The sequence below is a fragment of the Roseobacter denitrificans OCh 114 genome (assembly GCF_000014045.1).
Lineage (GTDB): Bacteria > Pseudomonadota > Alphaproteobacteria > Rhodobacterales > Rhodobacteraceae > Roseobacter > Roseobacter denitrificans.
This window is the reverse complement of record NC_008209.1, coordinates 2,412,327-2,437,572: the sequence shown is the minus strand read 5'-3', so window position 1 is coordinate 2,437,572 and position 25,246 is coordinate 2,412,327. Positions and strand designations below refer to the sequence as shown.

Here is a 25,246-nt window from a genome sequence, read left to right as displayed (position 1 = left end):
TCAATGGGCAAAACGCCACGCTTATCGCAGATTTACGCGCAGGGCAGCAGCGGATGCAAAGGGCATGACCGCGATCACCCCCAGCGTGATCCCGGCCAGCATCAGTGCGGGCGTTTGCGTCTCCATGCCCACAGCGCCGCGCCGCGCGACCTCCGCGCCAAAGATCAGCGTCGGCACATACAGCGGCAAAACCAGCAGCGACATCAAAAGCCCGCCGCGTTTGACCCCGACCGTCAGCGCGGCGCCAAAAGTGCCGATCACCGAAAGCGCAGGCGTCCCCAGCGCGAGCGACAGCACCAGCCAGAAAAAGCCGGGACCCGGCAGGTTTAACAGAATTGCCAGTACCGGCGCGGTCAGCACCAGCGGCAAACCCGTGGTGATCCAATGGGCCAGCGCTTTTATGCTGAGCGCGGCTTCCAGCGGCAGGGGAGATGTGGCCAAAAGATCCAGCGTGCCGTCTTCCCAATCCAGCGCCAACAGCCGGTCCAGCGACAACAGGCACGCCAGCAGCGCGCCAAGCCACAAGATACCCGGCGCGATCCGCGACAGGAGTTCGGCCTGCGGACCCACCCCAAGCGGGACAAGCACGGTGACAATAAGGAAAAAGGCCAGCCCGAGGCCGAAGCCGCCCCCTGCCCGCAGCGCAAGGGCCAGATCACGCACCAGCAGCGCCTTCACAGGAAGGCCTCGTCACTTGCGCCCGCAAGTGCGGTTGGCGAGGCGCGCAACGGTCCCACATCCAACACCTGCGCATCACGCAGACCCAGATCAATATGCGTGGCGATCAAGGCCGATCCACCGGTGGCCAAATGCGCCTCTACGGCGGCGGCGAACATCTCTACTGCCCTTTTGTCCAGTGACACGGTCGGCTCATCCAGCATCCAGACCGGGCGGCCCGTAACCAGCAGGCGCGCAAGGCCGAGCCGCCGTTTCTGCCCCGCCGAGAGCGTCCCCGCAAGCCGGTCCGCGAGGTCATGTAAATCAAAGGCCTGCAAGGCCGGGGCAATGTCCGAACGCCCAAAAACCGCCGCCCAGAACCGCAGGTTTTCGGCCACAGAGAGCATGGATTTCAACCCGTCGGAATGGGCGGCATAGGCGATGCGATCCTCGGTGCCGCTTATCTGTCCGGCCAGTGGCGGCTGTAATCCCGCGAGCGTGCGCAGCAAGGTGGTTTTCCCCGAGCCATTTGGCCCCTGCAGGATCAGTGCGGCCCCTTCAGCCAGATCAAAGCTCACACCGGAAAGGATGGGGACGCCGCCGCGGGTCACGCAAAGATCATCTACAGAAACAGTCATGCCCAGATCGTTAACCTATTGTGCCACGGCACAAAAGCACGATTTCACGCGGTAACCGGGATCAGGGCCAGCGCGATCCGCCGCCCTTCGCTCAGCAGGATGTTATAGGTGCGGCATGCCGCAGGCGACGCCATGACCTCAATGCCAAGACCGGCCTCTTCGAGACTATCCTTGAGAGCAACGGGAAGATGCGCAATCTCACTGCCCGTGCCGACGAACAACACATCAACCTTGCCCGCCAAGGCCAGCAGCGCCGCATCATCGTCAAACCCCGCCCAAGGCAGCGTGCCGTCCGGCCCCGCCAGAACAGGACCATGGATCACCTCGCCCCCGATGCGGAAGAAACCCGGCCCGTAGCCTTCGATCGGTTTGGCATCTGTAAAGCGGATTTCGTTCAGTCGCATGGCGTGCCTGTCGTCAGGGTTTGGGGTCGATATTGGCGTATTGATTGCCCGAATTGGCGTCCGGTTTTGACCAGTCGCGCTTGACCCCAAGATAGAGCAAGGCAGCCGAGGCAACAAATATCGAACTGTAGGTCCCGACAATGACTCCCCAGATCATCGCAAAAACGAAGCCCCGGATCACATCCCCGCCCAGCACGAAGAGTGCGATCAACGCCAGAAGCGTCGTCACCGATGTCATGAAGGTCCGGCTCAGTGTTTCGTTGATGGAGATATTCAGAACTTCATTGAGCGGGCGTTTCTTGTATTTGCGCAGGTTCTCGCGCACCCGGTCGAAAACAACGACCGTATCGTTCAGAGAGTAGCCCACGATGGTCAGCAAGGCGGCGATGATGGCCAGATCGAACCGGATCTGAAGCTCGGAAAAGACGCCGATTGTCAGAATGACGTCATGCACAAGCGCGAGCACCGCTCCGGCTGCGAACTGCCATTCAAAGCGCAGCCAGATGTAAATCAGTACCGCGCCGATAGCCAGAACCACCGCAATGACAGCGGTCTGGATCAACTCACCCGAAACTTTTGGCCCCACCGATTCAACCGAGGCAAAGGGCAGTTTCAGCCCCGGATCCGCCGCCTGAAGCGCGGCACCGATGTCACTGATCAGCTGGCCCTCGACCGCCTCGCCACCCTCCTGCGCCTCGATGCGGATCATGGCGACATTCTGGTCGGCTTCGAATTGCGGGTCAAAAACCTCGGTGATGGAAATATCACCCAGTTCCAGTGCGGCCAGCGCTTCGCGATAAACGCCGATATCAACCGGCTGCGTGCTTTCCGTCCTGATGGTTGTGCCGCCGCGAAAGTCGATGCCGTAGTTCAGGCCCTGCAACAAGAAGGAAACAAAGGCCACGACCATCATCAGGCCGGAAATCCCCAGCCACAGTTTCCAGCGCTTGAAGAAATCGAAGTTGGTATTCTGTTTAACCAGACGCAGACGCATATCAGACCTCGATTTTCTTCGGGCGCTTGCGCTCGAACCAGATAACGATCATCAACCGCGTGACAAAGATCGCCGTAAAGACAGACGTGAGGATCCCGAGGCCCAGCGTGATGGCAAAGCCGCGTACCGGCCCCGACCCCATGGCAAAGAGGATCACCGCCGTGATGAAGGTCGTGATGTTCGCATCCAGAATGGCGGAGAGCGCTTTTTCATAGCCCAGTTCAATGGCACGCGCCGGCCCTTTGGAGGTTTTAAGCTCTTCCCGGATGCGTTCAAAAACCAGCACATTCGCATCCACCGCCATGCCGACAGTCAGCACGATTCCCGCAATACCCGGCAGGGTCAGTGTGCCGCCTATCATACTGAGCAGGCCAAAGATCAGACCAATGTTGATGATCAGCGCCACATTCGCAAACAGTCCGAACATGCCGTAACTCAGGAACATGAAGACCAGCACGCCCAGAAAGGCGACAATGGTCGCGATCTTGCCTGCGTCGATGCTGTCTTGGCCGAGTTCGGGGCCGATTGTGCGCTCTTCGAGAAAATCCAGACCCGCAGGCAGCGCACCTGCACGCAACAGAATGGCCAGATTGGTTGATTCCTCGACCGTGAAGCGCCCCGTAATGATGCCCGACCCCCCGGGGATATGGCTCTGGATTGTGGGCGCGCTAACGACCTCGTTGTCCAAGACGATCGCAAAGGGCGATCCGATGTTTTCAGCCGTATAATCCCCGAATTTCCGCGCGCCCGTCGTATTGAACCTGAAATTGACAGCAGGACGGCCGTTCTGGTCAAAGGCGGGCTGCGCATCCACCAGTTCTTCGCCCGTGACCACGGCGGCGGCTTCGATCGTGTAGTACGTGCCGGGCTCATCCAGCGACGGCACAAGCTTGTTGCCAAGACCCGGGCTGGCATTGGCGTCTGATCCACGGCTGACCACCGGATTGAACGTCAATTGCGCGGTGGTTCCGATGATATCCTTGAGTTCCGCCGCCGAACCGATGCCCGGCACCTGGATCAGAATGCGGTCGGACCCCTGGCGCTGGATCGTGGGTTCACGCGTGCCGACCTCGTCGATCCGCCTGCGAATGATCTCAAGGCTCTGCTGGACCGTGCGCTCATCGGAGGCCAGTTTTTCAGCCTCTGACATGGTGACGATCAGCAGATCGCCCTCCGCGCGCACCTCGATGTCATTGGCGCCCACGCCCGTGATCGTCTGGATAGGCCGCGCCAGCCCACGCACGATTTCCAGCGCGCGCGGCATGCCTTCGGGTTGCGAAATGCGGACGTGCACCTCATCGCTTGGGGAGGGTTGCAGCCGGATTGTGCCGATGGTCTCGCGCTCCGGGCGCAGCGCATCCCGGATTTCCGGCCAATATGATTCCATCCGGTTGGCATAGACATCCGCCACCCGCACCTCGGCCAGCAGATGCGCCCCGCCCCGCAGATCAAGCCCGAGGTTCACAAGACCCGAAGGCATCCATTCCGGCCACTGCGCGCGCAAAGCGTTGTTTTCGGGCGTGTCCGCCCCGAGTTCAATGGCCTGAACCGCATCATTGTGCTGCTCGACGGTCGTGTAAAAGAGGTTTGGCATCGCAAGCCAAAGTCCGGCCACACATGTCAAGAGGATCGTGATCCGTTTCCAAAGATCAATCTGCAGCATAGTGACGCCTTTTCAAGCCGTTGTAAGGCGGTCTTACTTCGCCGGTTCCGTTTTCGAGACCACGGTCGCGATTGTGTTCTGGATCACCCTGACCTTGACGCCGTCGGCGATTTCAAGCTCAAGCTCGCCGTCATCCTTGACCTTGACCACCTTGCCGAGAATACCGCCCTGCGTGACGACCTGATCGCCCCGACGCAAAGCCGCCACCATTGCCTGATGTTCCTTAACCTTTTTTTGCTGTGGCCGGATCAGCAGGAAATACATGATCGCAAAGATCAGAATAAGTGGTACGAACTGGGCGAATGCTTCCATGAACAGGGTCCTTTACATGATGGCGTACCACGTCACTTCCGCGACACGCGAATTTTGGCGGAACCTATGGTCTGATGCCGCGCTTTGCAAGGCAGACCGTAGGGGGATTGCAAATGAAATGCGCGCCGGCTTGCGTGGTCTGAAAAAGCCGCCTGCGCCGCGCAAAGGCAGCCTGTGCCGCCGCCTATCCCCGTGGCGCGCTTACCTGCGCGTGATCTTTGCCGTTTTCGCGTTCTGTCTGTCTGCCACCCTGCCGGGTTTCGCGGGGCCGTTGCCGATGCTGGACGCGGATCAACGCCTGCAATGGCAGGCCGTCGGGCGCGTAAACGGCGCAGGATTTCGCGCCACAAGCGGCTGTTCGGGCACGCTGATTGCCCCCGATTTGGTGTTGACTGCGGCGCATTGTGTCACCTCAACCGGGTCCATGTGGTCGGAGCGCCATTTTCTGGCCGGATGGTTTCGCGGTGACTTTGCGGCACACCGTGTCTCTGCGGACATTCAGGTACATCCGCTGTATGAGCTGAGCGAAGGGGCGGCCAAATTTGCCTATGACATCGCCTTGATCCAATTGGAAACACCGATCGAGCGCAGGCTGGTTCCCCCCGTTGATCTGATCGCACAGCATGAAGAGGCCGGTCCGACCGGCATGTTGCTTGGCTATCAAAACACCCGCCCCCATGCGTTGAGCGGGGCACGGGGATGCCCCCGCAAACAACTGCGTCAGACGAAATGGGTGATTTACGGATGCGAGGTGGTCAGCGGCACATCAGGCGGGGCGGTGATGGTCGAAACCCAGACCGGATGGCGTCTTGCCGCCGTCATCGTCGCGCGTCAGGGAGCAGAGGGCGAAGCGCTTGCCGTTCCGGTCAACGATTGGATGCGCGATGCCGTGAAAGAAGCGCAAAAACGGGTGGATTTGCGCAAATAACAGCCCCCGACGGGCCACGCGGCGCTTACGATCCATTCAACTTTCGGTCATAAGCAGAGCCAGAAACGAGTCAGACCCAAGGACCAGACATGCACGATATCCGCGCAATCCGAGAGAACCCGGCAGCCTTTGACGCAGCTTTGGCGCGACGTGGGGAGGCACCGATGTCGCAGGCGATCCTCGCGCTGGACACAGCACGGCGCGCCAAGATCAACGCGGCGGAAAACGCTCAGGCCGAACAGAACAAAGCTTCCAAAGAGGTCGGACAGGCCAAGGCACAGGGCGATGAAGCGACGTTTGAGAAACTGCGCGCGCTCGTCTCCGAAAAAAAGGCGCTGGTGGCTGAGATGCAGGCCGATGCCAAGGCGCTGGACGCAGAGTTGACGGAAAAACTGTCGTGGATTGCCAACATCCCGGCCGATGACGTGCCCGACGGTGCCGACGAAGATGACAACGTCGAGGTGCGCCGCTGGGGGCATCTGCCCGATTTCGAGTTCACACCCAAGGAACACTACGAAATCGGTGGCGTTGCCGCTTCGATGGATTTTGACACGGCCGCCAAGACATCAGGTGCGCGTTTCGTGATGCTGAAGGGTGCGGTTGCCCGGATCCATCGTGCCTTGTCGCAATTCATGATCGACACCCATGTGGATCACAACGGGCTGACCGAAATCAACAGCCCTGTTCTGGTGCGTGACGATGCGATGTATGGCACGGACAAACTGCCGAAATTTGCCGAGGACAGCTACCAGACCACCAATGGCTGGTGGCTTGTGTCCACATCGGAAATCCCCCTGACCTATACGGTCGCTGGTGATATCCTTGACGCTGCCGCCCTGCCGATCCGGCTGACGGCGCATACGCTGTGTTTCCGCTCCGAAGCGGGCAGCGCGGGGCGCGACACGGCGGGTATGCTGCGCCAGCACCAGTTCGAAAAGGTGGAGATGGTTTCCATCACCGAACCGGACCAGTCCGAGGCGGAACAACAACGCATGCTGCGCTGTGCCGAGGATATTCTGGAACGTCTTGGCCTGCCCTATCGCACGGTATTGCTTTGCACGGGCGACATGGGGTTCGGGGCGCGGCGCACCTTTGACATCGAAGCCTGGTTGCCCGGTCAGAACAATTATCGCGAGATATCTTCGGTTTCGACGACCGGGGATTTTCAGGCGCGGCGCATGAATGCGCGCTACAAACCCGCCGATGGGGGCAAGCCGCAGTTCGTGCATACGCTGAACGGTTCGGGCCTTGCCGTGGGGCGCTGCCTGATTGCCGTGTTGGAAAACGGGCAGCAAGCAGATGGGTCCGTGGTTCTGCCGCCGGTCCTTGCGGGCTATCTCGGTGGCAAGACCGTGCTGAGCGCTGAGGGCACGCTGGTCTGACCTCGACCTTGGCTAGCGGTTCGGGTGCACTTCATACCCGCGCTCTTCGGGCTCATCATCAATCAGCGCGTCGGGGAAACCCGGCGCGTGGATATCAAGCCCAGTTGCCTCCTCAAGCCGTTCGATCATGCGATCCGATTGTGCCTGCGCGCCATAGCGGCGCTGCCCGTCGCGCATCATTTCGATGATCAGCGGTGAGATTTCCAACGGCACGGCGTGCGTCTCAGCCAGTTTCTGAAACAGGCCGATGTCCTTTTGCACAAGGTCCATGGTGAAATTCACATCACGCGATCCCGACAACAGCAACTGGCTTTCGGTTTCATGCACGAACGACGTGCCCGACGAGATGCTGATCGCCTCAAAGGTCGTGCCCAGATCCATCCCGGCAGCCTTCATCACCGTCAACGCTTCGCACAGGGTCAGCAGATTGGCGGTGGCCAGATAATTTGTCATGACTTTCAAAACACTTGCACTGCCCAGCGGGCCAGTGTGCAGCACGCGCCGCCCCATGAGCGTCAGCAACGGCAAAATGCGCTCAAACGTCGGGCGATCGCATCCTGCATAGATCGAGATATTGCCCGTGTCCGCCCGGTGGCATCCGCCCGAGACGGGACAATCGACCGCCGCCCCACCCGCCGCGATGACCTGCGCGCCGATCCTTTTGACCTCTTGTGCATCGGTGGTCGACATTTCCATCCAGATTTTGCCCGGGCCCACATGCGGCATCATCTCGGCCAGCACGGCGGCAGAGGCTTCAGGGCTTGGCAGGCAGGTGATCAAGGCGTCACAGTCCTGCATCATCTGTGCCGGCGTGCCGCCATCCTGCGCACCCAGTGCAACCTTTTGCGCCACGAAATCCGGGTTCAGGTCATGCACCCAAAGGGCCGTCCCATTGCGCAACAAAGACCCGCTGAGCTTGCCGCCCACATTGCCCAGCCCGATAAACCCGACTTTCATCCCACGCTCCCACCCGTTGTTTTACGCAAAGCTAGGGGGCGCATACGACCTGTCGCGCCTGTTTGCGACCTGCCGCCGCGCAGGCCTGTCTTGCGGGATACTGCGTTCTGCGGAAACCCGCTTTACCCGCAAAGGTCCCTTGCCTGTACCACATGCTTGCGGCATTGTTTTTTCATCTCGAAAAGGGCTCCTTGATGCGGTTGCGACTTTCCCTTGTGCTTTTGATTGCCATGTCCATCACGGCCTGTGGACCCTGGCCGGACGTGCCTGTTGCTGCGGGCAGCACCAACAAGGGTGCCAGATACCCCGTGTTCGTACCGCTCGATAAAGCGGGCCTGCCGAGCCCGGAACAACAGGCCGATGAAATAGAAGCCGAGGCGGCACTGGCGGCGCGGATCGCACGGTTGCGCGCGCGCGCCGCCGATTTACGGAGCACGACAATCGAATAACGCCCGTCTCCGGTCGCTTGCGCGTTGCACGCTTCAATCTGACAGGATAAACGCCGCGCAGACACCACATCCAAATGCGCAAAGGAATCACCCCGATGTCTCAGCCTCTTCGTCTCGGTATCGCAGGTCTTGGTACGGTTGGCATTGGCGTGGTGTGCATTCTGAGGGAACATGCCGCCTTGCTGGAGGCGCGCACCGGTCGCCGCCTTGAAATCACCGCCGTTTCGGCGCGCGACCACACCAAGGACCGCGGCATATCGCTGGCGTCTTATGCGTGGGAAGCAGACCCGGTTGCCCTTGCGCAGCGCGGTGACATCGATGTTTTTGTCGAACTGATCGGTGGCGATGAAGGACCGGCAAAAGACGCTGTCGAAGCCGCGCTGTCAAAAGGCAAGGATGTCGTCACAGCCAACAAGGCGCTGCTGGCGATCCACGGTCAGGCGCTGGCCGAACAGGCCGAAGCGGATGGGCGCGCGCTGCGCTACGAGGCCGCCGTTGCGGGCGGTATCCCGGTGATCAAAGCACTGACCGAAGGGTTGGCGGGCAATGCCGTCACCCGCGTCATGGGCGTGATGAACGGGTCGTGCAACTACATCCTGACGCGGATGGAAACCGCCGGTCTCAGCTACGATGAAGTCTTTGCCGAGGCCGACGGGCTTGGCTATCTCGAAGCGGACCCACAACTGGACGTGGGCGGGATCGATGCCGCGCACAAACTGGCCATCCTGTCCTCTCTCGCCTTTGGCACCAAGGTCGATTTTGCCGGAATCACGCTGGAAGGCATCGACCGGGTCAGCATTGATGACATCCGGGCCGCTGCTGATATGGGCTACAAGATCAAACTGCTGGGCGTTGCGCAACAGACCGCGCGCGGCCTTGAACAGCGCATGCAGCCCTGCCTTGTCCCTGCCACGTCACCTTTGGGTCAACTCGACGGCGGCACCAATATGGTCGTCCTTGAGGGCGATGCGGTCGGGCAGATCGTGCTGCGCGGACCCGGTGCGGGTGAAGGCCCCACGGCAAGTGCCGTGCTGAGCGATATCTGCGATCTGGCGCGCGGGTTCTCGGGGCCGGTCTTTGGTCTGCCCGCAACAACGCTTGAAACCTCGCAACCTGCCACGGCGGCCCTGCCCGCCTCCTACTATCTGCGCATGTCACTGCATGACAAACCCGGCGCGCTTGCCAAGATCGCGACGGTTCTGGGCGAGGCTGGCGTCTCGATTGACCGGATGCGCCAATATGGCCATGCAGATACCGCGGCGCCGGTCTTGATTGTCACGCACAAAACAACGCCCGCCGCCATATCCGACGCCCTGGCGGCGATGCAAACCACGGCTGTCTTGTCCGGCGATCCCGTCGCCCTGCGTATCGAAGACGTCTGACACGGACAGCATCATTGTTCTTATCCTCCGGGGCGGCTACAACGCGCCCCGACGCTCATTCTTCTGGACCAAAAGGAATTTGTAATGCCTGCCACCGCCGAATTTCACGACCGCATGTTGTCGCTGGGCCTCGCCCGCGTTTCCGAAGCAGCAGCGCTGGCCTCTGCCCGTCTGGTCGGTCACGGAGATGAGAAGGCCGCCGATCAGGCCGCCGTCAACGCCATGCGCGAACAGCTCAACATGCTGGACATTGCAGGAGTGGTCGTAATCGGTGAAGGCGAACGCGACGAGGCCCCGATGCTGTTCATCGGCGAAGAGGTCGGCACCGGCAACGGACCCGGCGTCGATATCGCGCTGGACCCGCTGGAAGGGACAACCCTGACAGCCAAGGACATGCCAAACGCCCTGACGGTGATTGCAATGGGGCCGCGCGGCTCGATGCTGCATGCACCGGATGTGTATATGGACAAGCTGGCGATCGGGCCGGGTTTTGCGGAAAACGTCGTCACCCTTGATATGAGCCCCGCCGAACGTGTCGCAGCGCTCGCCGCCGCCAAGGGCTGTGCGGCATCCGATATCACGGTCTGCATCCTCGAACGCCCCCGCCACGAGGCCATGATCAGCGAAGTGCGCGCCACCGGCGCATCGATCCGCCTGATCACCGACGGCGATGTGGCCGGTGTCATGCACTGCGCAGAACCCGACACCGGCATCGACATGTACATGGGCGAAGGTGGCGCACCCGAAGGCGTGCTGGCCGCGGCGGCATTGAAATGCATGGGCGGCCAGATGTTCGGACGGTTGCTGTTTCGCAACGAGGACGAACGCGGACGCGCGGCCAAAGCGGGCATAACCGATCTCGACCGTGTCTATGCGCGTGATGACATGGTGACCGAAGACGTCATCTTTGCCGCAACCGGGGTGACCGGCGGCAGCATCTTGGCCGGCGTGCACCGCGAACCGGGCTGGATGACAACCGAAACGCTGATCATGCGATCCAAGACCGGATCGGTGCGGCGCATGAACTACCGCACGCCTGTCTCATCACCACAGGTTTGAGCCTCCCGTCGGGCGTGATTGCTGAGGCGTCGCCATGAGCTTTCTGGGCATAGAGCGCTCGCTGACCGGCAGGCGCTGGATCGGACCCTCCGTCGAGATCGCGCGCGCGGCAAAGACCCTTGAACAGCGCACGGACCTGCCCGCGCCCGTGTGTCAGGTTCTGGCCCGGCGCGGGGTGCAGGCAGAGCATGCCGAGGGCTTTCTTGCTCCCGCCTTGCGGGACCTGATGCCCGACCCGCGCAGCCTCAAAGACATGACAAAGGCCGCTACCCGATTTTTGAACGCCGTGCAAAAGCGCGAAAAAATCGCGATTTTTGCGGATTATGACGTGGATGGCGGCAGTTCCGCAGCGCTCTTGCTAGCGTGGTTGCGGCAGATGGGACGCGAGGCCACGCTTTATATTCCCGACAGGATTGATGAAGGGTACGGTCCGAATGATGAGGCGATGGCGCAGCTTGCCCGCAGCCATGATCTGATTGTCTGCGTCGATTGTGGCACGCTGTCTCATGGCCCGATCGCTGCGGCGGCGGGCGCGGATGTGCTGGTTCTGGATCATCACCTCGGCACCGAAGAGCTGCCCGACGCCCTCGCCGTGGTCAATCCGAACCGGCAGGACGAAAGCGGCGATCTGGGGCATCTGTGTGCCGCGGGTGTCGTGTTCCTTTTGCTGGTCGAACTGCGCCGGTTGCTGCGCGAAACGGGCCAGACGGGACCGGATCTGATGGCATTTCTGGATCTTGTCGCGCTGGCGACAGTGGCAGATGTGGCCCCTCTGGTCGGGGTCAACCGCGCCTTTGTGCGTCAGGGTCTCAAGGTGTTGGCGCGACGGGAGCGGGTTGGCCTGACCGCGCTCGCGGATGTGGCCGGAGTGGATACCGAACCCAACGCCTACCACCTTGGGTTCATTCTGGGGCCGCGCGTCAATGCGGGCGGGCGGATCGGGGCGGCCGATCTTGGCGCGCGCCTGTTGGCGAGCGATGACCCGCATGAGGCGGCGGCACTGGCCGAACGGCTCGACAAGCTGAACACGGAGCGGCGCGACATTGAAGCCGCCGTGCGCGCAACGGCCCTCGCGCAGGCGGAGGCACGCGGGCTTGACCGCCCGCTTGTCTGGGCCGCCGGTGCGGATTGGCACCCCGGCGTGGTGGGGATCGTTGCATCGCGGCTCAAGGAGGCCGCCGGGCGGCCCAGCATTGTCATCGGCATCACCGATGGCATCGGCAAAGGGTCGGGACGATCCGTTGCCGGCATTGATCTGGGCCAGCCCATCCATCGCCTGGCAGCGGAGGGTCTGCTTTTGAAAGGTGGCGGGCACAAGATGGCGGCGGGGCTTACGGTTGAGGAAAGCAAGATCGAACCGGCCATGGCCCGCCTGTCTGAATTGCTGGAAAAACAGGGGGCCGGTTCCATTGGCGCCGCCGATCTGCATATCGACGGGATGCTGATGCCCCAAGCCGCCGCCGTCGAACTGGTGCAAAAGATTGAACAGGCCGGGCCCTTCGGTGCCGCAGCCCCCGCCCCGCGCTATGCCTTCGCGGATGTGGCGATACGTTACGCAAAACGCGTGGGCGAAAACCATCTCAAGATCAGCTTTGGCAGCGATGCAGGCTCCATGGACGCGATTTGCTTTGGCGCATACGACACCGAACTTGGCCCCGCCCTGGAAATGCATGGCGGCGCGCGCTTTCATCTGGCCGGGCGTCTGGACATCAACACATGGCGTGGACGCCAATCTGTACAGTTGCGCCTTGAAGACGCAGCATGCGCACAATAGACGGGATAATTTTTCTACACCTCGCCCTAAATTTCCGCTTGCGCCGATGGCGCGGATTGCCTAATCAGCCCTCACAACGCCAGTGGCCCGTTCGTCTATCGGTTAGGACGCCAGGTTTTCAACCTGGAAAGAGGGGTTCGATTCCCCTACGGGCTGCCACAAACTTCTCCGAATAATTGTTTCGTCTTATTGGCATGTGGTGCAGATAATCCATCGATGGCCGGTGCTAAAACTGCAACGATCAGGTCAAATGATTGCATCTCATTTCGCTTGATTAGGTATTTTCCTGCGCTTTCAAGCGATCAAGGCACCCAAGGGTCATTCAGATGGGAAACACCGGTTCTGCGTTTTGCCATATGCTGCTACCCCCCTATGCGCCAGTTTCCCAAGATGAATGGCATGAAACACATCTGATGAGCTTTCGGTGGATCGTCCATTTCCTTTGCAAAACGCGCAAGGCTAACCGACGGCAGGTCTTGCGGGCCATCAAGGTGCAAAATGATTATCCGTGATTCACCGCACCAGCGCTAGACTTATGATTTAAAGCGATAATCAGTTCGATCATGGGCCATCCAATCCCAAGGCAGGAAACCCGTTCTGCACTGTCTTGCAGTTTGGCCGAATGCCCGTTTTCACATGGGCATATCGCGCTGGTGGTCGCCAAGCCAGACAGCCTTTACAAGTTTTGGTTGCGCCTTGCGTTAACGCGCCGATGCCAGCAAAGTGCAGCGTAATGATCGAACCCGGAGAATCCATGACATATCGGACGTCACTTTTACATACCGTGCAGCGCGGGATCATTCTTGTCGCTTGCCTGGCGTTGACCATTGGCCTTTCGACGACAAGCGCGCAGTCTCAAGACGGCTCGAATCCCCCCCCGAAAGTCGTCATTGCTGCTGCCTACAGCGAAGAACTGACGCGGGAGGCGACCTTTGTGGGGCGAGGTGAGGCCTCGGCGAAAACCGATCTGATTGCACGTGTCACGGGGATCATCACTGAGATGGTGGTGCAAGACGGGGCCACTGTCAAAGAAGGCGATGTGATTTTCCGTATTGAACCAGACACCTATCAGGCCGAGTTGCAGGCGCAACAAGCTGCCGTGCAGCGGGCGGATGCAAATGTGAAACTGGCGGAAATCGAACTGGTGCGCAAAACGGAACTGCTCAGACGCGAGGCGATTGCCGAATCCGAACTTGATATCGCACAGGCGAACGCCGCTGTGGCCAAGGCGGATCTGCTGGCAGCACAGGCGGCCTTGCGCGAAGCCGAGTTGAACCTTGAGCGCACCGACATCACCGCGCCGTTTGACGGACGCATTGGCCGCTCAAGCATCAGCCTTGGCGCTTTGGTGGGGCCGTCAACGGGGCCGCTCGCGACGCTGGTGCAGGAATCGCCGATGTATGTCACGTTTTCCCTGTCAGAACCGCAGCTGCTCGGCGTGCTTGAGCGTCTGGAAACCGGCATGGAAGAATTGATCGCCAGCGGGGCCTCGCCCAATGTCTTCATCCGGCTTCCCGACGGGACTATGCTGGAGGAACCGGGCACAATCGTTTTTCTGGACAACCGGATCAATCCCGCAACCGGCACCATCTCGCTGCGGGCAGAGTTTGAGAATACCCGCCGCATGATCCTTGACGGGGGGTTCATCTCAGTCGTCATCGAAGCGCTGGAGCCGACATTAAGCGTTCTGATTCCGCAAAATGCGGTGCAGCGCGACCAGCGCGGTGATTTCGTTCTGGTCGTGACGGACCAACAGCTTGTTGAGCAAAGATATGTGGTGCTGGGCCCGCAGGCAGAAACCGCCGTCGTTGTCTCCGAGGGGCTGCGCGAGGGTGAAAGTGTGATCGTGGAGGGCTTGCAGCGCGTGCGCCCCGGTATCGAGGTCAACGCCGTTTTGACCGGCACAAGCGATGTGAACTGACCTGATGCTTTCAACAGTTTTCATCAAGCGCCCCAAGATGGCCATTGTGATTTCAACGGTCCTCACGCTCATGGGTCTGGTTGCCTACTCGGTGATCCCGGTCGAACAGTTTCCAAACATTACCCCGCCCGTGGTCAATGTGACCGCCAGCTATATCGGTGCAAATGCCGAAACGGTGGAAAGCACCGTCGCCGCCCCGATCGAGGCGGAGGTCAACGGCGTGGAGGATATGATCTACATGTCCTCTGACAGCAGCGACACAGGCAGCTATTCCCTGTCGGTCACCTTCGATGTGGGCACCGACCCCACGATCGCAACGGTCAATGTGCAAAACCGCGTATCACAAGCGATGTCAGGCCTGCCGGTCGAAGTCACATCAACCGGCGTCGTTACGGAAAAATCGTCAACCAGCATGCTTTTGGTCGCCACGCTGTTCTCGCCCAATGGCACGTATGACGAGGTGTTTTTGTCAAATTACGCCTCCATCAACCTCAAGGATGCGCTCGCCCGGGCGCCGGGCGTGGGCAAAGCGGAGGTTCTGACCGACTTTGCCTATGCCATGCGCATCTGGATGGACCCGGACCGGATGACCGGCCTCGGTGTCACGCAGGCCGATGTCATGGCGGCCATTCGCGAGCAGAACCTGACCGTATCGGCCGGGCAGATCGGCGCCCCCCCTGCCCCGGAAAACCAGCAGTTTCAATACACTGTTACGGCCCAGGGCCGTCTTGCGACGGTCGCCGAGTTCGAAAACATCATCATCCGCACCGGCGATTCAGGCAGCGTTCTGCGGATGAAGGATATCGCGCGCATTGAACTTGGGGCCAGTTCCTACAGCGTCTCCGGCCAGTACGAGGGCCAGCCAGCGACCGTCATCGCCGTCTATCAGGCACCGGGCGAGAACGCGCTGAGCGTGGCCGAAGGGGTCTACGCCGAACTTGACCGCCTCTCGCAGGCCTTTCCCGACGATATTGCCTATGAGGTCCCGTTTGACAGCACTGATTTTGTGGAACAATCCCTCAACGATGTTGTATCAACGCTGATCCTGACGTTCATTCTGGTGATGTCCGTGGTCTTTGTCTTTCTGGGCAGCGCGCGCGCCACGCTGATCCCGGCCGTGGCCATCCCGGTTTCCCTGATCGGCACCTTTGCGTTTCTTTTGTTGATGGGCATGACGCTGAACACGATCTCGCTTTTTGCACTTGTGCTTGCGATTGGTATCGTCGTGGATGACGCCATCATCGTGGTCGAAAACGTCGAACGCGTAATCGCCGAAGAGGGTCTCAGCCCGCCTGAAGCGACCGCCAAGGCGATGACGCAAATCACAACGCCAGTCATCGCGACGACATTGGTTCTCCTGGCGGTCTTTGTGCCCGTCACCTTCATGCCGGGGATTTCAGGGCAGTTGTTCTCTCAATTTGCGGTCACCATTTCCGTGGCTGTGGTGATTTCCTCGATTAATGCGCTGACGCTGTCACCTGCCCTCTGCGCGATTGTCCTGAAAAAACGCAGCGGCCCGCCAAGGGGGCTGCTGGCCAGCTTTGAAAAAGTCATCGGTGGTTTGCGCGATGGATACGCCGGGATTGTTGGCCGTCTTGTCCGCTTGCCCATTCTCGGGCTCGCCATTCTGATTGCGCTCGGGCTCGGGTCAGGTTCCATGATGGGCTCCTTACCCAAAGGCTTCCTGCCGCTCGAAGACAATGGATATGTTTTTGTCGATATCCAGCTGCCCGATGCCTCGACCCTTCAGCGTACCGAAGTCGTCTCAGACCGGCTCAACACGCAGATCCGCGCCCTTGGCGGCGTTGCAAACACGGTTCAGGTCAACGGGTTCAGCCTGCTGAATGGTGTCGGCTCAAATGGGGCGATGATCATTGTCAACCTCGACAACTGGGAGGAACGACAGGACCCGAGCCTCAGCGCTGATGGCATCCTTGCACAGATATTCGGCATCGCGGCACAAGAGGCCTCGGCAAAGGTACTTGCCTTCAACCCGCCGCCAATCAGCGGATTGGGGGTCAGTGCGGGCGTCGAAATGAAAGTGCAACAGACCGGTGGCGGGGCGGCAAACGACCTCTCGGCGGCTGTCAATTCGCTTGTTTTCGCCGCCAATCAACGCCCCGAGATCGCGCAGGCCTACACCAGTTTCAGCGCGAATGTGCCCAAGCTCTTTGTGGACCTTGACCGCGAAAAAACGAGGACCCTCGGGATTCCTGTCAGCGATGTGTTTGAAACCCTTCAGGCGCATCTCGGGTCGATCTATGTGAACGATCTGAACCTCTTTGGTAAGGTGTACCGCGTGATGATACAGGCGGATGCGTCCTTCAGAGACACGGTTGAGGATATCGGAAGGCTGCATGTGCGCACGCAAGACGGCGAAATGGCACCCCTGTCCACCCTGATTGACGTGGAAAAAGTGCTAGGGCCGGTGCTGCTCAACCGCTACAACCTGTTTCGCGCCGCCACTGTAACGGCTGTTCCGGCGGCGGGCTATTCGACGGGGGATGCCATCGCGGTGCTTCAGGAAGAGGCGCTCACAGCGCTGCCGCCCGGATATGCCTATGAATGGACCGGGACCGCACAGCAACAGCTTGATGCAGGTGGTACGGTTATTCTGGTTTTGGCCGCCGCGATCATCTTTGGCTATCTGTTTTTGGTGGCGCAATATGAAAGCTGGACGATGCCGCTGGGCATTCTGCTGTCGGTCACTGTTGCCTTGTTTGGGGCGCTGGCGGCCGTTCTCGTCACAGCGGGCGATGTTAATCTTTACACGCAGATCGGGATGATCATGCTGATCGGGCTTGCGTCCAAGAATGCCATTCTGATTGTGGAATTCGCCATGGAAGAACGCGCCAATGGCGCGAGCATTCGCGAAGCGGCACTGCAAGCGGCCCGCCAGCGGTTCCGCGCTGTGATGATGACGGCGCTGTCTTTCCTTTTGGGCGTCGTACCGCTGCTGGTTGCGTCAGGCGCGGGGGCCGCCAGTCAAAAGGCCATCGGTATTGCAGTATTTGGTGGCATGTTGGCCGCAACGGTGATCGGCGTCATCGTGGTGCCGGTTCTTTATGTCCTGCTGCAATCCGTGCGGGAAAAGGTCAAAGGCATGCTCAAACACAAGGATGTGACCGCCAACTAATATCGTTTGAGAGGGACAGCACAGCGTCGGTCGTTCTACCATGCACGACGGGTTCGTCCTGCGTGGTGCTGAAACGACGGTGTTGGGTAAAACGCGGCGCTGATCGCGTCACGCGGTTTGCGGCATGTCTCGCATCGCAGGTGAGAAGAACAGATGACAGCCACGGCCAGCATGTTTGGCCGCGTAAAGCGCTGCATCCGCATCCGCAAACAGCAGATCCGCTGTTGGCTCGATGTAGTCACCTGCAACAACCGTCCCGATGCTGCCGGATATCTGACAGACCTCGTTTTCAAAATGCATCGGGTTTTGCAGTTTGCGAATGATGCGCCCGGCGATCCGCTCGATATGCGCGTGATTTTCCGTACCCTTGATGAGAATCACAAATTCATCACCCCCAACCCGTGCGACCACGTCTACTTTACGTGTCTCATGGTTCATGATGGCGGCCACGCGTTGCAGTACGTAATCGCCCGCCGCATGCCCGAGGGTATCATTCACCGCCTTGAAGAAATCCAGATCGATGTGCATCAACGCAAAGGGCGTACCCTGATGCAGAAGCGCAGAAAGTTCCTGATCCAACGCGCGCCGGTTTTTCAGGCCGGTGAGCGTGTCGGTCAAAGCCAGTTCCTCCGCCTCGACACGCGCGACCTGCAACCTTTCGTTCAGGCGACGTGACGCTTCCATCGCCGCGGATTTCGCTTCGACCAGATACAGCATCTCAACCGTCAGATCCGTTGCTGCGAAATCGGCAGCGGTGAGGTTATAGTCACTGACCGCATCCACAATGGAGATGCCGAAAGACAGGTTGACGACCATATCCCCAGCCACCGGGCCCGGCATGACCACCCCTTGCAGCTGGCTGTCGGGCATGTCGCGGAATTGCAGGTTTAGTCGCACACCGGTCTGCCCCATCAGTGCGTCCAGTGTGGATATCTTTCTGGGCCTTTTGATGTGAAATACATCGAGAAAGCCTCGTCCGATCAGCCCACCGGGAAAGATCTTCAGTGCCGTCGGACCACAAGAGGTCATTTCACCCTTGTCATTGAAGACGATGTGCATCGGGCACAGCACGTTCAGCATCTCTTGACACAAATCACCGCTCATGCGCGTTTCGCCCCCAAATCAAAATCGCGACCGGCAGCAAACTCCGTCTCAAGCAGGGTGATTTCCACCACCTCACAGCCGTGCTGAACACCTTTGTGTTCCAGGAAGGCAAGGGCGCCGTAGTCATCCGCCATGGCGCGCAGAACACCCATGAACAAAAACCCCCATCCCGCATGGACACTATAGCAATGCAGGCTGTACCGCTCGTCCGTTTCTTCGAAGAGTTCCAAGCGTGGCAGTTCAAGGTTGGACACGGCAAGCCGCGCGCGGTCTGGCAGATAATCAAGCGAGTGTAAAAACTCCACAAAGGTCACGCCACCAAAGCGCAACAGCCGTCGCAAAGCCTGGACATTGGCATGGGAGACAAGATAGGTCCCGATATCTTCCAGCAGATCGTCGTGGGGGCGGTCCAGAACATGACAGACGGACGCCAGAACGCGGGGCGTCAGTTCATCTTCATAAACCCACATCGCTTCAAAATCGGTAAATGGCAACCTGGCGTGAAGTGTGACCTCACGCCATTTCACGTCACCATAGCTGTCGATGACGAACCGTTGAATTCCGCAATTAATCAAACCGTGCATGCCGCAAAGATGACTGAGAGCGGTTAACATTTGTCCAACAGCTCAAATTTTAACGGTTTTTCCAGCGCAGATCAGAAGTCGGTCGGCGCACCACCCTCTTTTTTGCGCCGCGCCACAAAGGCCGCAAGCTCCGCACGGATGTCAGCTTCCATGGGCGGCTCTTCATAGCTTTCGATGATCTCCCTGAACATCCTATGCGCCCGTTCTGGCGTCCAGACGCCGCCAGCGGCCTCCCATCCCTCGTAGTTTTTCCAATCACTCAGGAACGGTTGGTAGAACGCGGTGCTGTAGCGGTCCTGCGTATGTTGGATACCAAAGAAATGGCCGGCATTTCCGACAGATTTAATCGCATCAAGCGCGATTTCATCAGGCCCCGTCGCCACGATCTCTGGCTCCATGTAACGCTGGATATGCTGCAACACCTCACAATCCATGATGAACTTTTCGGGACTGGCAATCAGCCCGCCTTCCAGCCAGCCCGCCGCGTGATAGACCATGTTTGTGCCCGATTGCACGGCGGCCCAAAGGCTGTTTGATGTCTCCCACATGGCCTGCCCGTCGGGTACATTCGCCGCGCATACGCCCGATGATCGCATCGGCAGACCATAAAACCGGCACAGCTGCCCCGTCATTTGTGTCGCGCGCATGTATTCAGGCGTGCCAAATGCCGGCGCGCCGGATTTCATATCGACGTTCGATGTAAATGTGCCGATCGCCACCGGACATCCCGGACGGATGATCTGCGCCAGAACAACGGCACAGAGCGCTTCGGCCAATGACTGTGCGACCGCCCCCGCCATGGTGACGGGCGCCATCGCCCCCGCCAGCGTGAAGGGCGTGACCACCAACCCCTGACCACGGCGCGCCAGACGCATCCAGCCATCAAGCATCGGGATATCATGTTTAAGCGGTGAGGTGGAATTGATATTCGTGTACATTCGGGGACTTGCGTCAAACTCTTCATGTGACAGCCCCCCCGCGATGCGCACCATTTCCATCACATCTTCGACACGTTCCTTGCCGAGCGAATAGGCATGCATCACCTTATCGGTCAGCGTGAGTTTATCGAACAACACGTCCAGATGGCGCACGGAGGCATGCACATCCACCGGCTCAACCGGGTATCCGCCTGCAAAGTGGATACAGTTGAAATACTGCGTGAGTTTGAGCAGGTTGCGGCACATCTCGCGTGTGCCCGGCACTTTCGTACCAAGCGCCATATCCCAGTAATTGGGCGGCGAAGACACATTGCCAAAGACAAGGTTTTTACCGCCGATGGTGATCTTGCGATCCGTGTTTCGCGGGGTCAGCGTGAACTCGGACGGCGCTTTGGCGATCCACTCCATCACAAACTCGCGCCCCATGCGCACGTTTTCACCCGAGACCGTGCACCCTGCCTTTTTCAGGATACCCAAGGCCTCGTGATTGAGGAACTCGATACCGATCTCCTCCAGAATGCGCATGGCACCATCGTGGATCGCCGCAATACCTTCCTGTGACAGAGGCTCCGTCGGGCGATCCGTGTTGACCGGTGGCTTCCACGGCATTTGTTCGATGACAGCGGTGCCGCGCCGGTTGGCAGCGCCTGCACGGCCCCCTGTGCGCGTGCGGCGTCTTGGCGGTTGCTCGGCCATGGATATCTTCCTTCAGCACTTTCCTGAAGTCCAAACAACACAGAGAGGCAGGGCGCAAACCGTCTTATTCGCGACGTCATTCGTCGTTTTCTGCCCTAGTGCGACGATATCCAGCCGGGCAGCGCGGATATGTCGGGCAGGACATCATCGGCGTAGGGCGCGAGGGTTTCATAATCGGCAAGACCGGTCAGCACACCAACACCGCGCATGCCCGCGCGCTGCGCCGCGATCAGATCGTGCGTGCTGTCGCCAACCATCACGATATGCTCTGGCGCAATATCCATCGCCCGGGCACAGGCCAGCAACTGACCCGGGGCAGGCTTGGCCCCGAAGCCGCTGTCAAAGCCTGCGATAAAATCAAAACTGTCCGCGACATTTGCCGCGGCGAGATGCGCGCGCGCCGGGGTCTCGGCGTCGTTCGTCACCACGCCGAGCTTCAAGGCCATCCCCCGCAAACGATCAAGGAACGGCGGCAGCGGCAGCACTTCGGCCTGCGGTGCGGATGCGGCCTCCTCATTCAGGATAGCGACGAGAGCGTCGGTCGTAAGGTCAGGCAGTAGTGGGGCCAAAGCCTGTGCCACCTCCATCGGTGTGCCAGCAATCGCGATACTGCCTTGCAGAAACTTTTGCCGATGGATGTCAAACCCAACCCGGCGCCCCAATGCGTCCGCCTGCACATCACTCGTTGCGATTCGCCTCAGGAATGCGGCGGCCCAGGCCTCCCACGTCGTGGAAAAGTCGAAAAGGGTGCCATCCTTGTCAAAAATAACGGCTTTCAGCGATGTCATGTCCAATTCACCTGCGCACCACCCGGCAATTGTTGACGCGCACGCATGAGGCTTGTGTACTCAAGTTTCAGATCATCACAGCACCTGACCACCCAGGCATCATCCATCATGATAAAATCCAGAACCGACCCCAGGAACACCGCATCCTGCGCCCCTGCGCGCAGGTCCTCGGTTGAGGCGCCGCTAGAGCCCTGAAATACCGGTAATAATTCCTCATCACCTGCCAGCCATGCCAAAACCTGCAGCGCAACCACTTCGGCGGACTCTTGCGTATGGGACATGCTACACCTCAAATTTTAAATCTCTTTGAAACGGTTTGTTAACCAATCTGCGATCAATGTCAGCCACCCGAACCTCCCTTCGAAAGGACGCAATCAGCGTGCAGGGCAAAATTCTCATAGTAGATGCGATATCCACTAATCGCATTGTCTTAAAGGTAAAACTTGCGTCCGCTTTCTATGAAGTTCTGCAAGCATCCACTGCGGATGAGGCTTGCGTCGCCGCTCTGAGGCACGCACCCGACCTCATCATCTCAGCCATGGCTTTACCCGACGGCGATGCGGCAGGCCTGTGTGGCAGGTTGCACCGAAATCCCCAGACGCGGTCTATTCCCATGATGGTCGTGGCGTGCCGACCCGACACACAAAGCCGCCTCGCCGCGCTGGAGGCAGGCGTTCAGGATGTCATGGTCAAACCCATTGACGACACCTTGCTGTTGGCTCGGGTGCGCAGCCTGATCCGGGCGCACAATACGGCTGCCGAGTGGCAGATGCGCGACGACACCTCCAGAGCCCTCGGTTTTGCCGAAGATACGGCCGATTTCGGCCCGGCAGGACGCACTGTCATGGTGTGCTCCGGGGTAAAAACGGCACAGAACTGGATCCAGCAGCTGCGCCCGCACCTCAGGTCTTCCCTGACGCAGGCCTCGCCTGAAACGGCTTTGCGCGATCTGACACCCGGGCGCATTCCCGATGTCTTTATCATGGTGCTCGATGATGGCGACAAAATCAGCGGAGAGATCCTGCGCTTGCTGGCAGCGGTGCGTGCAACCGCGATCACCCGCCATGCCGGCATTCTGGTGATCCAGCCGCGTCCCGACCCCGGGCTTGGGGCATATGCGCTCGACCTTGGGGCCGACGATCTGATGACCGACGGCTTCAACAAGGACGAATTGGTGTTGCGTATCAAGGCGTTGATGCGGCGCAAGCGTATTGCGGACCAACTGCGCGCAACTGTGCGCACCGGTCTGAAGGCCGCGGTGTCTGACCCGCTCACGGGGCTTCACAACCGCCGATATGCCCTGCCCCACCTGTCACGGGTTGCCGAACATTCAGCAGCCACCGGGCGCAGCTTTGCGGTCATGGTCGCCGATCTTGATCATTTCAAACAGATCAATGACGTTTACGGGCATGCCTCCGGCGATGCTGTGCTGGTGGAAGCAGCGCGGCGCTTGCGGGAAAACCTGCGCGGTGTCGATATGCTGGCGCGCATCGGCGGCGAAGAATTCCTGATCGTCATGCCCGCGACGCCCTTCAGCGAGGCGCGCGTCTCTGCCAGCAGGCTGTGCCGAAAAATAGGCGGGCAAGGCTTTAAGATACCGGGCTCCAATGAGCTTGTGCAGGTCACGATTTCCATCGGTGTCACGATGGGTGGCGTCAGGAGCCTGCGCGGCGTGCAACCACCGCCACTGGATGCAAACGAACTTCTGGATGCCGCGGACAAGGCGCTTTACGAGGCCAAGCTGCAGGGGCGAAATCAGGTCAACCTTGCCCGCCCTGCCGCCTGATCCCTCTTAAGGATAAGGCAGCATCGGATTGCCCGGGCCGTGACACGCTCAAGCGGCGGCAGGGTTTTCCGCGTCCACAAAGAACCAAATACCCCGCCTTTTGGACACGCATGTCCGCCTCCTGGCCTGAATCAGTTCAATCGCATGCCAGCCTTCCGGCCTTAAGCGCTGGACCACGCGCGGAGCCATCGCAGGCCAAGGGCACGAGGGCCGTCTTTGCGAAGACCACCACGGCAGGGCAAAATCGTTCACGGCGGCCAGTCGGCCTTTTACTTGGGTCGTTTGAACACCATCTCCCGGCAGTTCTCAGCGGAGCACCACTCCTGAGTTGATTGATGCGCCCCGGATCAAAGCAACTGCATGTTTCTGTCGCAAATTTACACTCATTTTCGCGACATCCCGCCGCAGTGACCGTACACCATCTTTCAATCGACACATTGAAGGCGCAAAAGGCAGGACTTGTACAAACTCACAGGCCACGTCGGTGAACGAGATGAACAGAGTGACAAAACAACACGCCAGCTTCGAACACAGCGACACCGCCCCGGAACGGGACCGCGACACCAAGCGTTCCATGCTGCGCGGGTGGCGGCGTAAGTGTCCTCACTGCGGCAGCGGCCCGCTGATGAAGTCCTACCTCAAGGTAAATGATGTGTGTTCGGTCTGCCGTGAAGAACTGTACCACCACCGCGCCGATGATGGCCCGGCCTATCTGACGATCCTCTTTGTGGGCCATCTGATGGCACCGCTTTTGCACGTTGTCTTTGTGACATGGCGGCCCGAACCCCTGACGCTGTTTACGATATTCGCTGTTGGATGTGTGGCGCTGTCGCTGTATTTGTTACCCCGGCTGAAAGGTGCCATAGTCGGATACCAATGGGCCCGTGGCATGGGTGGCTTTGGCACCTAGGCCGGATCGAAACGGCATAAACCATGATCACAGGGGCACGCTCAGTGACCGAACACCCGCCCATAGACAAAACAGCCGTGCGCAACGCCTCGACGGTTATCGTCTTACGGGACCGCGAAACGACACCGCGCGTGCTGATGGGCCAGCGCGGGGCAAAGGCCGCCTTCATGCCGAACAAATTTGTCTTTCCCGGCGGGGCTGTGGATCGCAGCGACAGCGACATCCCGCTTGCCGCACCACCCCCGAGCCCCTGCCTTGATCGCCTGCAAGATGACGCGCCCGCGGGGCTGGCCCATGCCTTGGCCGTCGCCGCCATCCGCGAGCTTTGGGAAGAAACCGGGCTGATGCTCGGCGCGCCGGGCGCGTGGTCGTCCACACCGCATGAAGACTGGCACGATTTCGCCGCGAGCGGTTTTCTACCTGATGCCCGCGCGCTGCAGTTCGTGTTTCGGGCCATCACGCCACCGGGGCGGCCCCGGCGGTTCGATGCGCGCTTCTTTCTTGTTGATGCGAAAACCGTTGTCAGCGATCTGGATGATTTTTCCGCCGCATCCGATGAGTTATCCCATTTGCAATGGGTGCGCCTTGAGGATGCACGCAGCTTTGATATGCCGTTCATCACGGAAGTTGTCCTGTCAGAAGTACAAGCACGCATCGACAAACCTTCCCCACCAGACAGCGTTCCCTTTTTCAAAAACAACGATGAAGAGAGCCTGTTTCTCCGCTTGCACGGCAACCGGCACTGAGGTGATGCCTGCTGAAGCGTCAAGCGAAAACCTTGATC

Annotated in this window: 23 protein-coding genes and 1 tRNA gene; 12 read left to right on the top strand and 12 right to left on the bottom strand. The window is 59.8% G+C overall.

What is annotated here, in order from left to right; genetic code table 11:
- Positions 1-21 precede the first annotated feature (21 nt).
- The 6 genes from ccmB to yajC are packed head-to-tail and all read right to left on the bottom strand — an operon-like array spanning position 22 to position 4,668.
- A complete protein-coding gene (ccmB, locus tag RD1_RS11740) occupies positions 22-678 on the bottom strand; it encodes a heme exporter protein CcmB (protein ID WP_011568722.1) in 657 nt (218 codons plus the stop codon).
- The gene (ccmA, locus tag RD1_RS11735) at positions 675-1,295 is read right to left on the bottom strand and encodes a heme ABC exporter ATP-binding protein CcmA (RefSeq protein ID WP_011568721.1); all 621 of its coding nucleotides are present in this window, start codon (positions 1,293-1,295) and stop codon (positions 675-677) included. Before ccmA ends, ccmB begins: the two co-directional genes overlap by 4 nt.
- Before the next feature lie 44 nt (positions 1,296-1,339).
- Positions 1,340-1,699: an Mth938-like domain-containing protein gene (locus RD1_RS11730; protein ID WP_011568720.1), complete on the bottom strand. Its 360-nt coding sequence runs from the start codon at positions 1,697-1,699 to the stop codon at positions 1,340-1,342.
- A gap of 13 nt (positions 1,700-1,712) precedes the next feature.
- Entirely contained in the window at positions 1,713-2,693 is a 981-nt protein-coding gene (gene secF, locus RD1_RS11725) for a protein translocase subunit SecF (RefSeq protein WP_011568719.1), read from the bottom strand.
- 1 nt (position 2,694) lies between these two features.
- Positions 2,695-4,356: a protein translocase subunit SecD gene (secD, locus tag RD1_RS11720; RefSeq protein ID WP_011568718.1), complete on the bottom strand. Its 1,662-nt coding sequence runs from the start codon at positions 4,354-4,356 to the stop codon at positions 2,695-2,697.
- Positions 4,357-4,389: 33 nt separating this feature from the next.
- Positions 4,390-4,668, bottom strand: a complete 279-nt coding sequence (gene yajC / locus RD1_RS11715) for a preprotein translocase subunit YajC (RefSeq protein ID WP_011568717.1) — start codon at positions 4,666-4,668, stop codon at positions 4,390-4,392.
- Positions 4,669-4,786: 118 nt separating this feature from the next.
- On the opposite strand from yajC, the gene RD1_RS11710 reads away from it, so the two are divergent.
- The gene (locus tag RD1_RS11710; protein WP_011568716.1) at positions 4,787-5,596 is read left to right on the top strand and encodes a trypsin-like serine peptidase; all 810 of its coding nucleotides are present in this window, start codon (positions 4,787-4,789) and stop codon (positions 5,594-5,596) included.
- A gap of 89 nt (positions 5,597-5,685) precedes the next feature.
- Entirely contained in the window at positions 5,686-6,978 is a 1,293-nt protein-coding gene (gene serS / locus RD1_RS11705) for a serine--tRNA ligase (protein ID WP_011568715.1), read from the top strand.
- 12 nt (positions 6,979-6,990) lie between these two features.
- On the opposite strand, the gene RD1_RS11700 is transcribed toward serS, so the two are convergent.
- A complete protein-coding gene (locus RD1_RS11700) occupies positions 6,991-7,935 on the bottom strand; it encodes an NAD(P)-dependent oxidoreductase (protein WP_011568714.1) in 945 nt (314 codons plus the stop codon).
- A 194-nt stretch (positions 7,936-8,129) separates the two neighbouring features.
- Between RD1_RS11700 and RD1_RS11695 the strand changes: the two genes are divergently transcribed.
- The 7 genes from RD1_RS11695 (at position 8,130) to RD1_RS11660 (ending at position 17,656) form a co-directional block, all read left to right on the top strand.
- Complete coding sequence (locus RD1_RS11695) at positions 8,130-8,384, top strand: hypothetical protein (protein WP_187148490.1); 255 nt, start codon at positions 8,130-8,132, stop codon at positions 8,382-8,384.
- Positions 8,385-8,479: 95 nt separating this feature from the next.
- Complete coding sequence (locus RD1_RS11690) at positions 8,480-9,766, top strand: homoserine dehydrogenase (RefSeq protein WP_011568712.1); 1,287 nt, start codon at positions 8,480-8,482, stop codon at positions 9,764-9,766.
- An 84-nt stretch (positions 9,767-9,850) separates the two neighbouring features.
- On the top strand, positions 9,851-10,825 hold the full coding sequence (gene glpX / locus RD1_RS11685; protein ID WP_011568711.1) for a class II fructose-bisphosphatase: 975 nt from the start codon (positions 9,851-9,853) through the stop codon (positions 10,823-10,825).
- A 34-nt stretch (positions 10,826-10,859) separates the two neighbouring features.
- Positions 10,860-12,599, top strand: a complete 1,740-nt coding sequence (recJ, locus tag RD1_RS11680; RefSeq protein ID WP_011568710.1) for a single-stranded-DNA-specific exonuclease RecJ — start codon at positions 10,860-10,862, stop codon at positions 12,597-12,599.
- Between the two features lie 84 nt (positions 12,600-12,683).
- Positions 12,684-12,758, top strand: a tRNA-Glu gene (locus RD1_RS11675).
- Positions 12,759-13,332: 574 nt separating this feature from the next.
- Positions 13,333-14,520, top strand: a complete 1,188-nt coding sequence (locus tag RD1_RS11665; RefSeq protein ID WP_245897272.1) for an efflux RND transporter periplasmic adaptor subunit — start codon at positions 13,333-13,335, stop codon at positions 14,518-14,520.
- Between the two features lie 4 nt (positions 14,521-14,524).
- Positions 14,525-17,656, top strand: coding sequence for an efflux RND transporter permease subunit (locus RD1_RS11660; RefSeq protein WP_011568708.1), 3,132 nt, complete (start codon positions 14,525-14,527; stop codon positions 17,654-17,656).
- A gap of 108 nt (positions 17,657-17,764) precedes the next feature.
- On the opposite strand, the gene RD1_RS11655 is transcribed toward RD1_RS11660, so the two are convergent.
- The 5 genes from RD1_RS11655 to RD1_RS11635 all read right to left on the bottom strand — a co-directional run bounded on the left by RD1_RS11655 (position 17,765) and on the right by RD1_RS11635 (position 22,047).
- Positions 17,765-18,760, bottom strand: a complete 996-nt coding sequence (locus tag RD1_RS11655; protein WP_011568707.1) for a GGDEF domain-containing protein — start codon at positions 18,758-18,760, stop codon at positions 17,765-17,767.
- Positions 18,757-19,344 carry a heme NO-binding domain-containing protein gene (locus tag RD1_RS11650; RefSeq protein WP_011568706.1) on the bottom strand — a complete coding sequence of 196 codons (588 nt, stop codon included), beginning with the start codon at positions 19,342-19,344 and terminating at the stop codon, positions 18,757-18,759. Before RD1_RS11650 ends, RD1_RS11655 begins: the two co-directional genes overlap by 4 nt.
- Before the next feature lie 71 nt (positions 19,345-19,415).
- Positions 19,416-20,978 carry a trimethylamine methyltransferase family protein gene (locus RD1_RS11645; RefSeq protein ID WP_011568705.1) on the bottom strand — a complete coding sequence of 521 codons (1,563 nt, stop codon included), beginning with the start codon at positions 20,976-20,978 and terminating at the stop codon, positions 19,416-19,418.
- A 95-nt stretch (positions 20,979-21,073) separates the two neighbouring features.
- On the bottom strand, positions 21,074-21,766 hold the full coding sequence (locus tag RD1_RS11640) for an HAD family hydrolase (RefSeq protein WP_011568704.1): 693 nt from the start codon (positions 21,764-21,766) through the stop codon (positions 21,074-21,076).
- Complete coding sequence (locus RD1_RS11635; RefSeq protein ID WP_011568703.1) at positions 21,763-22,047, bottom strand: DUF3572 domain-containing protein; 285 nt, start codon at positions 22,045-22,047, stop codon at positions 21,763-21,765. Before RD1_RS11635 ends, RD1_RS11640 begins: the two co-directional genes overlap by 4 nt.
- 56 nt (positions 22,048-22,103) lie before the next feature.
- Between RD1_RS11635 and RD1_RS11630 the strand changes: the two genes are divergently transcribed.
- The 3 genes from RD1_RS11630 (at position 22,104) to RD1_RS11620 (ending at position 25,208) form a co-directional block, all read left to right on the top strand.
- On the top strand, positions 22,104-23,552 hold the full coding sequence (locus RD1_RS11630) for a diguanylate cyclase (protein ID WP_245897270.1): 1,449 nt from the start codon (positions 22,104-22,106) through the stop codon (positions 23,550-23,552).
- A 574-nt stretch (positions 23,553-24,126) separates the two neighbouring features.
- Positions 24,127-24,462 (top strand): DUF983 domain-containing protein, encoded by a 336-nt coding sequence (locus tag RD1_RS11625; protein ID WP_245897328.1) that lies wholly within the window; start codon positions 24,127-24,129, stop codon positions 24,460-24,462.
- A 23-nt stretch (positions 24,463-24,485) separates the two neighbouring features.
- Entirely contained in the window at positions 24,486-25,208 is a 723-nt protein-coding gene (locus RD1_RS11620) for an NUDIX hydrolase (RefSeq protein WP_050759082.1), read from the top strand.
- The last annotated feature ends 38 nt before the right edge of the window (positions 25,209-25,246 follow it).